The organism is Acinetobacter sp. NBRC 110496 (assembly GCF_000876115.1).
In the GTDB taxonomy this organism is placed as follows: domain Bacteria; phylum Pseudomonadota; class Gammaproteobacteria; order Pseudomonadales; family Moraxellaceae; genus Acinetobacter.
The window spans coordinates 27001-41337 of record NZ_BBTF01000007.1 but is presented as its reverse complement, the minus strand read 5'-3'; the positions used below and the strand labels follow the sequence as shown (position 1 = coordinate 41337).

Below are 14337 nucleotides of genomic sequence, written 5' to 3'. Positions count from 1 at the left end.
CGTGCCAGTTTTATTTTTTATATAATAATCAATATGTTAATTATTTACTTGGATCGATGATAACTTACATGGCTCAACACGGGTGCCAAAACACGTACCACAATAATGCCTATGCCTTATAGGTCAGCACATTTTCAACAAGTAAAATTGAGAACAATAAATTTGGGGAAGTTTCATTTAAGCTAATTATTTTTATAAAATTATTTATTTACTTTCAAATAATTAGATAATTCTTCGAACTCAGTCGCTACTGCCTGAATCGCTTGCTGTTCCATCGCTCTAAATTTTTTGAGCACGACTTGCCCCAATTCGGTCACCACTGCACCACCACCATGCGTTCCGCCTGTTTGGGTGTCGACCAGATTGGAATGAAAGCATTGATTCATGGTATCCACCAGTTGCCATGCACGGCGGTAACTCATATCCATGGATTTTGCGGCTTGAGAAATTGATCCTGTACGCTGAATTGCATCCAATAACTCTGCCTTACCCGGGCCAAAGGCAATCTGTTCATCAGATAGAATACGAACATGCAGTTTTAAGCGTGGTTTTGACATCAAGATCTACTCAAGATTTGATGATGTATCGCACACCATCAAATCTTATCTTTAAAATTTAGAAATGAATCACGGTACGAATCGACTTGCCTTCATGCATCAAGTCAAAGGCATCATTAATATCGTCCAACGGCATGGTATGTGTTACGAATGGTTCAAGTTGGATCTCACCCTTCATTGCGTCTTCTACCATTTTGGGTAATTGGCTACGACCCTTTACCCCACCAAAAGCAGTTCCCATCCATTTACGTCCTGTTACCAGCTGGAATGGACGCGTTGAGATTTCCTGACCTGCACCAGCAACGCCAATAATCACAGATTGTCCCCAACCACGGTGTGCACATTCCAATGCAGAACGCATCACATTGGTATTGCCGATACATTCAAAAGAATGGTCAACCCCCCAACCCGTCATTTCAACAATTACTTGTTGAATCGGCTGCTCATACTCTTTTGGATTGAGGAAATCAGTGGCACCGAACTGTTTTGCCAACTCAAATTTATCTGGATTGGTATCCACTACGATAATACGTCCTGCTTTGGCTTGACGAGCGCCTTGTACCACAGCAAGACCGATACCGCCTAAACCAAAGACAGCGACGCTATCGCCTTCCTGTACTTTCGCCGTATTATGTACTGCACCGATACCTGTAGTCACACCACAACCCAATAAACAGACTTGTTCATGATTGGCTTCAGGATTGATTTTTGCCAAAGAGACTTCCGCAACAACGGTGTATTCGCTAAAGGTTGAACAGCCCATATAGTGATAAATCGGTTGGCCATTATAAGAGAAACGCGTTGTACCGTCTGGCATCACACCTTTACCTTGAGTGGCACGAACAGCAACACAGAGATTGGTTTTACCCGATTTACAAAATAGGCATTCCTTACACTCAGCGGTATACAACGGAATGACATGGTCACCAACCGCAACACTGGTCACACCTTCACCGACCTGAACCACCACCCCAGCGCCTTCATGCCCCAATACTGCAGGAAAAACACCTTCAGGATCATCACCAGATAACGTAAAGGCATCGGTATGACACACACCTGTATGAGTAATTTTAATCAGAACTTCACCTGCTTTCGGTGCTTCAACATCAAGTTCTACAATTTGTAATGGTTCGCCTGCGGCAAAAGCCACGGCTGCACGGGATTTAATCACAATGATACTCCTTAGGGTCGGTTGATATTTCAGTTGCCCTATTTTTTTACTTTAAATAAGATTTAAGAATTTTACTGACTTGAATCAGCTCTTGACTGCGATGCAACTCAGAAGATTCACCGACAACCAAAGTATCTTTTAAATGAATTTCGAGAAGTTCAGTCATCAAACCATTTAATGCACCACGAACTGCACAGATTTGCTGCAAAATATCAGCACATTCAGTGTCATTTTCCAAAGCACGTTCAACGCTCTGGACTTGACCTTGAATTCGCCTTACACGTGTGAGAATCTTTTTTTTATCCTCTAGTTGTTTAGGCATAATGTGACCAGATTGAATCCAAAAATATACTATACACCAGTATAGTAATTTAGCTCAATATTTACTGATTTATATTCCATAAAGCTTAGTTTACAGAAAGCTATTTACGGAGAAAAAAATGAAGAGTGCGATAAGAGTTTGATTATAATCAGATTTACATTTAAACCTTGGAAATGAATAATATTTAGATATATAAGAAAATCAATTCGCTACAAATTACTGTTGGGCTCGCACGTTTGATCAATAAAATGATAAACAAATCATACCATTTCAAGATCATCACACTTGCTATCATGTTCGGAATTAGTGGCTGTTCTTTGCCACCCAATCAGAAACATGATCGGAGTAACTCCTTGCACACTAAAACAAAGTGGATGAATGATCCACAAGCCGATCTCAATATTGAAAAGGGTTTAACAGCTTACTTAGCTTTAGATGATGCCTTTTTAAGTATTGCCTCTCGTATTCACTTAATTCGAAATGCCAAGCATACACTTGATTTACAATACTATATTTGGAATGACGATGCGATTGGCAACCTGATGTTGCATGAGCTGTTAAAAGCGGCTGATCGTGGGGTGAAAGTCCGTTTATTGATTGATGATCAAAATGGCATAAAACTGGATAAAACCCTAAAAGCCCTCGCCCAGCATCCAAATTTTGAAATCCGTATTTTTAATCCTTATAAATTTAGACACTTACGCGTTATTGATTATGTATTTAGACTGAAACAAATCAATCATCGTATGCATAATAAACTCACCATCGCCGATTACTCGATTGCAGTGACAGGTGGTCGTAATATCAGTAGCGAATATTTTGAAGCCAGTGATCAGTTCCAGTTTAGTGACATGGATATCTTATTCTACGGAAAAGCCGTTGATCGAGCGGAACAGGTGTTTGATGAGTTCTGGACAAATCATCTGAGTTATTCGACTGAACAATTAATGGGCTCTGGTACACCTCAACAATTAGAGCGTATAAGAAATACTTATAAAGCTTTAGATCAAATCAATACACCAACTGACGATAAACTCGAAGCCGCTCAAGATTATTTAAAACTACGTCTGCAAAACTATCCAATCCAATGGGCGAAAGCACATTTTGTGGCCGATCATCCCAATAAAGCCTTAGGGCAAGCAAAAGATCAGCAATTATTATATTCGCAAGTTCTCAACATTATGAGAAAACCAGAACAACATATGGAGTTGGTATCTGCTTATTTTGTTCCTACCAAACGGGGTACAGCATATTTAAAGCAACTTTCTCAAGATGGTATCAAGGTTCGTGTTCTAACCAATAGCTTGGTGGCCAATGATGTCGCCGTAGTGCATTCTTTTTATAGCCAATATCGCAAACCACTTTTACAAAGTGGCGTGCAGCTCTTTGAGTTTAAGCCGAATATTGAACGTAAAAAACGGACTTGGTATGAAATTGCCACTGGTAGTGTGATTCCGGTTAAAGGCAAGAATCGCTCTAGTCTGCATGCTAAATTCTTTGATGTAGACGGAAAAGTTTTTATTGGTTCATTTAACTTCGACCCCCGCTCCGCCCATTTAAATACAGAAGTTGGTTTAGTGGTTGAATCTGACCATTTACAAGACCAAATTACCGCCATGCTTGATCAGCATTTATTACAAGTGGCATATCAACTGAAACTTGATTCAAATGGCAACATTGTTTGGTATGAACATAAACAAAATGGTGAAGTTGTTGAGCATCATCATGACCCTGAAAGCACCAGATTCCAGCGTTTCACCATGCATGTTGTGTCTTATTTTCCAGTGGAATGGATGATGTAAATTAAATTAGATATGTATCAATTCCTACCGAACTCAACTCATATTGTAGACCTGAAGCTAAAGAAATCAATGTGAGTGTTCCACAAAAAGGAGGAGTTCCACTAGTTAATATCCCACTAAATAATTTCAATTTAACTCCATCGGTGTAACCTCTTTCATTAATAATTGCAAACAATGATCCAATCTCTAAGCCTTTCAAATTAGAAAGGCTATTAAATTCTTTATACTCTTCAAAATTGATCTCTAATTTACTTTTAAGGATTAATTCAATTTCATCAAATTCTCGATTTACTTGAAAGACCCAAAGCTTAAAATCAATTTCAATCATTAATTGTTCTATAGAAAATGAGTTATCTTCACTACTTCCATCTCTATCTATATAAATATTATCGATCCTTCTGATGCCACTTTCATTCTGTATAGCCTCAAAAACATTACTATGAATCATACTTATATTCCTTTTATTTTATAGTAGTAGCTTATAATCATGATTGGTCATTTTCATAACAACCAACTACACCAAACCAATTTGTCTAAAGAACTGTTGATAGGCTTCTGCTTTCTTTTCCAGCGCTAAAGGATATGCCCGTGATGATGAAGGTAAGCGATATAGATTCAGCTCACGGTTGATATAACTCACTTGTACTGATTGACCAATCATTGGCTTATTTACTTGCTCTGGAAAATGCTGCATCAGTGTATCTGTTGCTTTATCCCCCGTTGTCATTATGGTGTGGCACTGTGGTATTTGTTCGAGTAATTTAGATAGATTTGTAGGTGTGACAATTTCTAAAAACTTATCTGACGCATTACCTTGCAAGCGTTTCACTTGGTAAGCGGTGTCAAAAATTCCAACGCCAATCTGGGTTAAGAACTCACGGATCAGTTGTTCTTCAAAGTTCTTATTCGGTAAATCTAAAAAGTGATCTTTATCTTTAAAAAAGATCAGACCAAAGATACGCCACATGTCATTTTGATAGTTAGGATAGTAAAAATCCATCTTCCAACGGATTTTTGGCGGTGGAAAACTGCCCAGCATCAATAACTTCGTACTGGAGGGTAAAAATGGTTGTAATGGATGTGTTTCTATTTCGATATCAGTCATTTATCTAAAGAACCAAATTTTAAATTGAGTGAATCATGTTGTTTATTTTATAGAATTTTCCAGTTTTTTGCTTTGGTGTTTTTGTAGGACATAATTGGCAAGCATCCTCACGATGAACAGTTTCACTTTTTGGGTAATACATGCCATTTCAACCATTCCATCTAAGAAGAATGGCAAAAAAATTTAAACCACTCTTAGAAAGCAAGTCCCACATGCATGATAGACATCAGCCTTTGCCACAGTTGGCCGTTGATTTGCAGCGTTCACCATTTCTTGAACTTCCTTATTTGCGCCATAACTGCATAATACACCCGTGAATTCTTCTACGTCATGTCCTTGCATCGCCAAATTAGGTTTACCCGTCTCGCGGTTATATGAAGGAATTCCACATTGATCTTTCTTATGTGCGATGTGATAAAACTCATGTTCAATCAAAGCACAGAAATCAACATCATTTGCGTACTGGCCATAGGGCAAAGACCGTTTACGGTAATCCAATTAATTTAGTAAATGGCCTATCCGCTGAATCAACCACAACATTTACCCCATCGAACTCAGCTTTAGCAGATCAAAACCCATTATTTTTATCTCCAAGTGTTCGGTTTCAAGTCGTAAAATCGAACGAATCATTTGATAATGCTGCAAATTTTGAACCAGGTATTTATAATCCTAGTGTGCGTTGTGATATTGGAAAGGCTAAAGCAAATACAAAAGGATGTGTATACCCTACCGCACCTGCTGTTATGACAACAATTAAGCTTACTGATCCAGACGTGGATGAATCGGCAAAGCATATTAAAGAAGCATTTCTTGCAGGTAAACCAGGTCAATTCATTGCAGCTTCACCTAATTCTATTTTTAGAAGTTCAAGTGCAAGACCATTAACCCGTTTGAGAGATGCTGCACAGCGTAAAGCTAACCAGGCTGAATCTGTAAAAATGTGTAAAATTAAATATGGTCCAAGTGTTGGTTCAAAGTGCTTCTTTACGGGTGATTCTGATGAAGTAGCAACTGATTGTGATTGTGATGAATTTCCTTTTGCAGCAACAAATCAAGGTGGAACTGATGCGTCTGTTAAAAAGATTGATGCATCTGACAATCGTAGAGCTGGTAGTCGTTTAGGTACTTTCTTCAATGCCGAAAGGGTTCTTGATGGCGATGAATTTTTTCTAAATGTTGATTAACTATTAATTTAAAGAGGTAGCTCAAATTAGAGTTACCTCTCGGGCTTATATTTATGCGCAAACTTCCAGTACCAGAAGATCTTCCATATGATTTGACTTCTACCTACTATCGTCTTTTTATGCAACTCCCTCAGGGTGAATTAAAAGATATCGTGGATTTTGAAGCAGCACTTAATCAAGTGAATGCAAGTGATGTTTATGCCTTACAAGATTATCCAGCTAATAGTCTTTCAGCCTACGCAGGCTGGGCCATTAACTCTGAGTCGACTCAAACTGCAAGTAAACAGCACCCTGTATTAATCAATAGTTTATACTGCTGGGGAGCACAACTGTATCGATCAGTGAACCCATATAAACTGGATCTAAGCGGTAATAATCTACTCAGAATTCCACAATATACAAAATTACCTGAATCTATTGATGCCATTATTCCAGAAGACGATGAGCGTTTAGATATTTCTGATTACGATAATAAAAAAATTATAGCGCCAATATCTGCAATGCAAGGCGTGATCCAACAAGGAAGCATCATTAAACAAGGTGATCTGATCTTAGCTAAAAATGAGAAAATCTCACCAGAAAAGTTGATTGCTCTAAGACGGGCTGGAATTAAAGAACTAACAATTTATAGAGATCCACGAATTCTTGTTGTTAGCATGCATACTTTTGATGATGAGCATACACTTTGTGAAGAAAGCTTGTACGTTAAAGACTTATTAAAAACGTGGGGCTATAACCACGTTGATATAAAACTGCTTAAACCACAGCGTTATGATTCAGCATTTAATAGCCTTAAGAAGCACGGAGATCCAACTTTAGATGATACATTAACTACTAATTGGGAGGATTATAATCAATTTTTTGAAGATCATATTCCTAATTTTGATGTGATGATTCTGTGTTCTCATAAGGACATTGGTGGTTCAGTATTTTCAATCGGTGGACTTGCTGCCTTTGATCCTAGCAGTATGACCTCAAATTTCCAAACACGTTCTATCCCTGCGAATGAAATGAGCATCATTAGGAGTATGCCTAGAACACCTCCTGTGCGTGAAACAGTTCAACTGTACGATGATCAGGGAAACCATAAAGGCTCAAGAGTCATCACCACAGAAGATAAGGCGACGATCATCAATTTACCTGGTGATATGCAAGATATTGCCTTACTCATGCATCTCATGGTGAAGTATGTTTTAAATAAGCATGATCCCGATTTTCTCAACAGAATATTTATTAAAGGTCGTACCAATCAAGAGATTGAAACTGATCAAAATAAAAGAAAATTGTTATGGGGTAAATATCAGTTGCAAGATGATGGTCAATATTCATTAGAAATCATTGAACAGCAGCACGCATATCAGATCGAACCTTTTCTTACTGCAAATTGTATTGTGATCGTCCCCTTTGCAGAGCAGCCGATTCAAGTAAATGATGTTATTTATTTCATGAAGATTAATTAACTATAATTTTAGAAATCAACTCTATGAAATGCATAAAAGCCCTCATCAGAGGGCTTTCACACATATGCCGACATGAATATTGTTATTGGTCATATGTGCTGTGCATCCAGATAAAAAGCACACAATGCAGGCGCTTAAGAGTAGTGAAATCACTGAGCGCCTGCAGTGATAAATTACTTTTTTATGAACAGCTCACATTCAGCTTCACAGCGGCGAACAAGCCCTTTCATAACTTTGCCGCCACCTTTGTTCCATTGTAGGAACTGATCAACAGCACCCACATAGTCTTTTGCATTCAGTTTTTAAGCGAGGTAGATCCTTTAAATTAAGTGAATTAAATTACATTTATGCTTGTCACAGTAGATGATTTCAGAATCAAACTACGCTATAAATTATAACAATGGTTAATTCAACCATCTGTTCTTAATAAGTTATTTATCATTTTTTTGTTTTTATAATTTTTCCACTTGATAAGGTAATTTCATGTCAAAAAATAAAGATCTCCTCGAAGCCATAAATGGATACACACGTGCTTGGAAAGAACTATTCAATAGTTCTAATCCAGCAGATCAGTATGAAGAAATTGGTATTGCAATGCGTTGGGAAGACTCAAAATTCCCTTTTTCAAATGCGGCATTTTTAACTGGTGAAATTAGTGACTCAACGATCCTAAAACAGCGATTAGAAACAGTCGTAGACCGTATGAAAAAGAAAGAAAACGGCGGATTGCTTAATATATGTAATGATCTCATCACGGGTGAAGCAGCAACTTCCTTTGATCAAATACTTAAGGATGTTGGTCTAGCATATGTTATGCCGCTTAATGGGATGGCTGGAGATATTCTGCCTCTTGAACCGAAACCAATTAAAGGGCTAGAAATTAAAAGAGTAACCACAACGTCAGAATTTAATGACTTTTCAGATATGAACTGTTTAGCTTATGGATTTGACATTGCATGGGGGCGTACGGGATTAGGCAATGTATGGATTGATAACGCTTACTCTTTTGTCGGCTATGTTGATAACCAGCCTGTATGTGCTGCATCAACCGCTCAAATCGATAACGTGCTCTACCTTGCTTTGGTTGCAACACTCCCTAACGCTCAACGTAAAGGATATAGTGAAGCAATTGTACGACACGCATTAATTGAAGGTCATAAAGCAACAGGGTTAAAGCGTACATTACTGCATGCCACTCCTGCCGGTGCACCTGTTTATGAACGTATTGGCTATTATAAGTCTGCCAATATAAGTGCCTATCAATTAAACAGCTCAGATGAATAAAGTTGAGCTAAAAAGCCCTCTCCAAAGGGCTTTTTAGCTCAACAAACAAATGTTGTTCTTTATTTAAGCAAATGCTCTTTTACAATATGTTCACTTAATAGTTTAATCACTGCTGAACGTTCATCTAAAGAGGTTTCACTCTTTCTCACATAAATGCTAATAAAAACAGGTGCATGATTTTCTGACCAAACCATAGAAGTTATTCCCCGAATGCCATAGTCACTGGCACCGGTACGATCTGCGATTTTCCATCCTTTAGGTAAAGCTGCTCTCAACATATTGTCTGCAACTTTATTTCCTATCATCCATTCTTTTAATTGTTCTTTCGAGCTTTTAGATAATACATCATCCATTAATAACTTTTTCATACTATCATTCATAGCATTGGGACTCGTTGTATCTCGAATATCACCTTCTGGATTAATAACCAGATCTGGCTCATATCTATCGGATCTCGTAACCTCATCACCAATGGAACGCATAAATGAAGTGAGACCCGCAGGCCCCCCGCCAGCCTCAATAGCAAAGTTCGCAGCCGTATTATCACTATATGCCGTTGTAATTTCACACGCTTGTTTGATCGTCAATTTTTTATTTACATAATCTTTGACAACGGGTGAGTATGTAACAAGATCTTTTTGTCGGATCGTTTTTGAATGATCTAACGTAAGTTTTTTTGCATCAACCTGAGCCAATACATGAGCGCAAGCAAGAGCTTTTACAGTACTGTCTAGCGGAAACCGTTTGTCTCCATTGATAGAAATCCTTTTATTCTCCATATCTAAAATAGATACACCAACCTGCCATCCCTTTTCTGATAGTGATTTAACCTGCTCTTCAAGAGTCGCAGCCATAGTAACTGACAGCGAAGAACCAAACAAAACAACAGCTATGGCAGATTTCAATAAAGATCTCATCTTGTATCCGTATATCATAAAATGAAGTAAATACCGCCAAGTATACCTTTAATTGATTGTTTGGCTTGCTTATACTTTGTGAGCCCAATTATCTTAAAATTCAAAAAACAGAAATGCTCAAAATCACAGATGATAATGAGCATTTATAGTTAAAAAACTTTAGTTATATTTGTATTTTCGAAAAATCCTTGCAATAAAATACCTTTTTAGAAACGATAACCTACACCAACATAGGTGATGAGCGGGTCAATATCGATCTTAGTCGTTGCGTGAATTAACTTATTCCCTGTATTCTTGTTAACGACATTAATTGTTGCCTCGTTATTCAACTTGGCATACGAGACAGAGCCAACACCATACCAAGAATTATTAAAGTCATAAGTAAAACCAACCGAAACAATTGGTGCAATTGTATCATCGGCATCAACTTTAACAGTCATATCAGCACTGGATACTTTCCGATCCAATGCAGCCCCTGCTTTTCCATCTAATACATTCTGAATCATATGTCCAGCCGAGATTAGATCAGATCGAATACCGCCATTTAGCTTAATTTGATTAAAATGGGCATACATTAAACCAGCGCCAATATATGGTCTAAACTTGTCTACCCCACTTTTACCAAATTGATATTGTGCTTCTATTGCTGGTGTCCATGCACGAGCCGTTGCAGCATTAGATTTATTCCCTAAGTTAGTAATAGGAATTGCTTGACCTAATTCAATGCCATCAGGAAACAGGTATTTGACTAAATCTGCCGATGACATAGCTAGTCCACTTAATGGCGCAAATATTTCACCTTTGCCTTTAATATCAACCTTAGGAGGTACTCCACCGATTAGCTGTAAGGACACATTGTCATTTATATAATAATTAAACATAAGGCCCAATGTATCTACGTCATCAACTTCTAGGCCTGCATCTTTTTGCTGCCAGTTTTCTAATCCATTAATTCTTGCGGTGCCCGAAACTTCAGCTAAAACATTCCCATTGCCATCAGTTAGTTGGTTTTGGATATCAGGCTGTGCCAGAAACTCGGTAAGAGTCTCTTTTAAATTCCAGACCTCTCCTCCTAAATCCGTCATAGTTGCATTAGGGTCAACCGAGTTCAAGAAACTATTCGTTGAAATGCTTCCAACTTTGGCTACAGTTCCATTTTTAACATTCGTATTAATATTAAAAGGATTTGCTTTACCCTGAGGCATAACATGCAACCAGCCTGCTGAAACAGAGAACCGCTTGAATTCCTGAGCATAAGTTAGGTGAGTTAAAGTCATTAAAGTCGTTGCTATTGCAATTTTTATTGCTGTTTTTTTCATTTTATTTCATCCTGAAATTCCACATTACCTGATTTAGTAATATGTATTCTGAATATAACCATAAACATATTTTTATCAAATATTAAATTTTACTTCCTGATAAAAGGTGATTAATCACTTAACTATGTGAACCAATTAACAAATAAGCATATCATTATTTATTATTTTTAAAGCTATATATTAGATTAATTTAATTATCTGTATTACAATCAAAAATAATAAGAATCATAAAATTCCAGAATAATGAATAAAAAAATCAGTTCATCAATACCACCATATGAACCAAAACAAACAACACTCTATGCTAAAAATAGAAGATTTAAATAAAATTCCATACTGCCTAAAATCTATAATTATTAATTTAAGAATAAAACAAAATAACCCACATATTACCAAGACATAAAATAAAGTAAAAAACAGGATAAAAATACAATAACATCTTACATCATATCTCACCCCAAAATGCGCACAACAAGATAACACTTTATAATAATTTTCACATTAACACCAAAGCAAAAATAATTTAAAGTTAATAGCAACCCTAAAATTAATTCAAAAAGTTAAAAATATAATACTTTTTAGTTAAAAATACTAAAAAGCATTTAATAAAATAACATTAAACAAAGCAATAATTTTAAAAAACCTAATTTTTTTAATTCAAAGTTTTTCCATTTAGATTAGTTTTTCTATACAAAAAAAGACTATTTAAAATAAATAATTTAACCTAAAAAACGCCAATCACTAAAATTAGCGTTTTATAAATCTAAACTTTTAAGAGTTAAATCAACCAGACCTTCATCTCTAAGTATTGAACTGTGCCTGTGTCATTTCTCCCAAATAGCTGATGGAGATTGCAAATAAATTCTCCGGCTGGCTCGTAGGATCATTCTTTTTGATCCACTCTGCTCCGATGACATTAAACTCATTTAATTTTGACTTCGAGACGGGTGGAAGGAATGTTTCCAAGGGTAATTGAATACTAAAATTTCGAGTACTACCGTTGTTGCTGTTATCACTAAAGGTATAACCAATTAAGTACCAATGATATTTCTGTTCAGACATTTGTTATTCTCAAGTTTAATTATTGAGGTTTTTTTATAGCATAAAAAACCAAGAAATCTATACTAAAACTCATCTCTGTAATAAGTTTTTTTCATATAAATAAAGGACTCACCACAAATTGTGATAATCCTTGGATGCTTAAAGACTGTCACGATATCAAACAGCGATCGAGAATATAGCTTCAACTATATATGAGCATTCAGCAAGCCTTTATCTTTCAAAATTGGCAAGACATGGTCTCTAAAATATGGAAACTCTTGAGTATAATTAAGAAAAGATAAAGTACATCCTGAAAAACCTGTTTCCTGTAACTGTATTAACCCTGCTGCAACTTGTTCAGCAGTACCAACTAATGGAAAACCGCCATGACCAACAGCAATGCGTTGACGCAGTTGTTCTCGTAAATCGGCGGGAAACGATTTACAAAAGGAGAATAAGGTATCTATTAAATTTTGTACTGCATCATGATCAGCATGATTCAGTTGTCGATCCCACTCGGCTTTGGCTTGTTCTTCCGTAGGGCGACAAATTACATGCGCAAAGGTCAGCACCTTGATGTTTCGGCCTAAATGCCCAGCTTCTTTTTTGAGTTCTTGAATCTCAGTCACTGAACGCGCCAAGTCAGATGCAGGTGTAAATAAAAAATCTGAGTTCTTTACCGCAAACTCACGGCCTTCTTTAGAACCTGCGGCATTAAAAATCGGTGGAAATATTTGTGGATTCGGTTTGCCATACGTACCTTGAGTTTGGAAAAATTTCCCATCCCAATTAAACGGCTCAGTGCTTTGCCATGTTTTTTTAATTAACTCGTACCACTCTTGTGCATAACCATATCGCGTTTCATGGTCATCTGGTAATTTTAAACCCATTGCATCATATTCAGGCTTGTTCCAACCCGCGACAATATTTAATCCAACTCGATTGTCACTGACTTGCGCCATAGTCGCGATTTGCTTTGCCACTACAATTGGATGATTCAGCGCCGTATGTAGTGTTGCAAAAATTTGAATATTTTTAGTTTTGGCCAATAAAGCCGATGTCCAGGTCACCGTTTCTAATACTGTTCCATGAAAATCCTTTTTACCACCATGACCAATAAAACGAGCAGTAGATAACATGAAATCAATTCCCGCCTCATCTGCCATTTCTGCCAATTTTAAATTTTGGCTCCAGCTGGCATCCCAGCCATCATCTAAGGTTGAAGGAGTTAGCCCTCCAGAACAATTAGCAGCAAAGATACCGAGTTTAAAATGATCAGATAAATTGAAGTTATGTTGAAGCATGTTGTTTCCTTTTTCATATAAATAGTAAAGGGGTACAAAATTTATTTATCAAGTAAAGTTCGTCGTTATAGAAATCATCACAACTTCCACGATCGTATTGCTTAACCAATTATGTGAAATGTGATTAAAAATTTAAGCAAATAAAGATAGTCTAGCAAATAATATAATGAGTGAATAACTTTTTATATTGTTAACCTTTCTCATCAATACCAGATTTGGCATATTTTCTTGATTGACACCTCTTTAAAATTTAACCTATAAATTAAAATCGTTTTCATGTAATTATAAGATCTAGGGATAACAATGCAAAATCAAAAAGACGTTGACTCTTTGGTTGCACCATTAGAAGCGCTAAATTTTCTGCATCAAGATTATCAATACATCAATAAACAATTCAATGCTCTTCAAGCCTATCACTTTATGACGAGGAATCCACCATTTTGGCTACGCATCGCCTTTAGGATCAGAGATGTCTTAAGCTTAAAACTAGCAGGTGTACAACCTATTCAAGGTTTTGGCTCGCCCAAGGCACAAACTGTTAAAGTGAATGATAAGTTGGATTTTTTTGATGTAATCAAAATCACAGAGACAGAATTATTTTTACAGTCAGCAGATAAACACCTACGTGTATTAGTGGCTTTGCAAATTCATGAGCATGATGACATCAAGAATAAGCTGAGCGTTACAACCAGTGTGGTGACTTATAATTTTTTTGGAAAGGTCTATATGCTGCCTGTTTCTTTGGTTCACGGACTGATTGTCAGGAACTCATTCAGAAATTTAAATTAAGCAGTTGAATGGGCTATCACTAAAAGCGAACATTCAATATCGCTTTTAGTGAACCGACTCGAAGTTTGTAGCTCAGAAAGAA

General features: G+C 36.8%; 13 protein-coding genes and 3 pseudogenes. 5 read left to right on the top strand and 11 right to left on the bottom strand.

The window, feature by feature from the left end; translation table 11 throughout:
* Positions 1 to 200: 200 nt before the first annotated feature.
* Genes Aba26S_RS05735 through Aba26S_RS05725 form a run of 3 tightly spaced genes read right to left on the bottom strand, consistent with a single transcriptional unit; the run spans position 201 to position 2050 of the window.
* Positions 201 to 557, bottom strand: coding sequence for a winged helix-turn-helix domain-containing protein (locus Aba26S_RS05735; RefSeq protein WP_043970628.1), 357 nt, complete (start codon positions 555 to 557; stop codon positions 201 to 203).
* A gap of 58 nt (positions 558 to 615) precedes the next feature.
* Positions 616 to 1725 carry an S-(hydroxymethyl)glutathione dehydrogenase/class III alcohol dehydrogenase gene (locus tag Aba26S_RS05730; RefSeq protein ID WP_026040171.1) on the bottom strand — a complete coding sequence of 370 codons (1110 nt, stop codon included), beginning with the start codon at positions 1723 to 1725 and terminating at the stop codon, positions 616 to 618.
* Between the two features lie 49 nt (positions 1726 to 1774).
* Positions 1775 to 2050, bottom strand: coding sequence for a metal/formaldehyde-sensitive transcriptional repressor (locus Aba26S_RS05725; RefSeq protein WP_043970625.1), 276 nt, complete (start codon positions 2048 to 2050; stop codon positions 1775 to 1777).
* A gap of 293 nt (positions 2051 to 2343) precedes the next feature.
* On the opposite strand from Aba26S_RS05725, the gene Aba26S_RS05720 reads away from it, so the two are divergent.
* Positions 2344 to 3852, top strand: coding sequence for a phospholipase D family protein (locus tag Aba26S_RS05720; protein WP_043970614.1), 1509 nt, complete (start codon positions 2344 to 2346; stop codon positions 3850 to 3852).
* Between the two features lies 1 nt (position 3853).
* On the opposite strand, the gene Aba26S_RS05715 is transcribed toward Aba26S_RS05720, so the two are convergent.
* The 3 genes and pseudogenes from Aba26S_RS05715 to Aba26S_RS05705 form a co-directional block, all read right to left on the bottom strand.
* Positions 3854 to 4300 (bottom strand): DUF6334 family protein, encoded by a 447-nt coding sequence (locus Aba26S_RS05715; RefSeq protein ID WP_043970611.1) that lies wholly within the window; start codon positions 4298 to 4300, stop codon positions 3854 to 3856.
* A gap of 66 nt (positions 4301 to 4366) precedes the next feature.
* Positions 4367 to 4957 carry a uracil-DNA glycosylase family protein gene (locus Aba26S_RS05710; protein ID WP_043970605.1) on the bottom strand — a complete coding sequence of 197 codons (591 nt, stop codon included), beginning with the start codon at positions 4955 to 4957 and terminating at the stop codon, positions 4367 to 4369.
* Between the two features lie 183 nt (positions 4958 to 5140).
* Positions 5141 to 5428, bottom strand: a pseudogene (locus Aba26S_RS05705) (putative metallopeptidase); the annotation flags it as partial.
* A gap of 2 nt (positions 5429 to 5430) precedes the next feature.
* Here Aba26S_RS05705 and Aba26S_RS05700 point away from each other — a divergent pair.
* A pseudogene (locus Aba26S_RS05700) lies at positions 5431 to 6141 on the top strand (NucA/NucB deoxyribonuclease domain-containing protein); the annotation flags it as partial.
* 53 nt (positions 6142 to 6194) lie between these two features.
* Complete coding sequence (locus Aba26S_RS05695; RefSeq protein ID WP_043970603.1) at positions 6195 to 7601, top strand: molybdenum cofactor biosysnthesis protein MoeA; 1407 nt, start codon at positions 6195 to 6197, stop codon at positions 7599 to 7601.
* A gap of 173 nt (positions 7602 to 7774) precedes the next feature.
* On the opposite strand, the pseudogene Aba26S_RS21350 reads toward Aba26S_RS05695, so the two are convergent.
* Positions 7775 to 7903 (bottom strand): annotated as a pseudogene (locus tag Aba26S_RS21350) (lysozyme); the annotation flags it as partial.
* 181 nt (positions 7904 to 8084) lie between these two features.
* Between Aba26S_RS21350 and Aba26S_RS05690 the strand changes: the two are divergent.
* Complete coding sequence (locus Aba26S_RS05690; RefSeq protein WP_043970601.1) at positions 8085 to 8885, top strand: GNAT family N-acetyltransferase; 801 nt, start codon at positions 8085 to 8087, stop codon at positions 8883 to 8885.
* A gap of 59 nt (positions 8886 to 8944) precedes the next feature.
* On the opposite strand, the gene bla is transcribed toward Aba26S_RS05690, so the two are convergent.
* The 4 genes from bla to Aba26S_RS05670 form a co-directional block, all read right to left on the bottom strand.
* Positions 8945 to 9802, bottom strand: a complete 858-nt coding sequence (gene bla / locus Aba26S_RS05685) for a class A beta-lactamase (RefSeq protein ID WP_043970760.1) — start codon at positions 9800 to 9802, stop codon at positions 8945 to 8947.
* A gap of 206 nt (positions 9803 to 10008) precedes the next feature.
* Complete coding sequence (locus tag Aba26S_RS05680) at positions 10009 to 11121, bottom strand: OmpW family protein (protein ID WP_043970599.1); 1113 nt, start codon at positions 11119 to 11121, stop codon at positions 10009 to 10011.
* Positions 11122 to 11922: 801 nt separating this feature from the next.
* Positions 11923 to 12183 carry a hypothetical protein gene (locus Aba26S_RS05675; RefSeq protein WP_043970595.1) on the bottom strand — a complete coding sequence of 87 codons (261 nt, stop codon included), beginning with the start codon at positions 12181 to 12183 and terminating at the stop codon, positions 11923 to 11925.
* A 185-nt stretch (positions 12184 to 12368) separates the two neighbouring features.
* Entirely contained in the window at positions 12369 to 13466 is a 1098-nt protein-coding gene (locus Aba26S_RS05670) for an LLM class flavin-dependent oxidoreductase (protein ID WP_005241708.1), read from the bottom strand.
* Positions 13467 to 13769: 303 nt separating this feature from the next.
* On the opposite strand from Aba26S_RS05670, the gene Aba26S_RS05665 reads away from it, so the two are divergent.
* Positions 13770 to 14255 carry a DUF2867 domain-containing protein gene (locus tag Aba26S_RS05665; RefSeq protein WP_043970592.1) on the top strand — a complete coding sequence of 162 codons (486 nt, stop codon included), beginning with the start codon at positions 13770 to 13772 and terminating at the stop codon, positions 14253 to 14255.
* Positions 14256 to 14337: the final 82 nt, after the last annotated feature.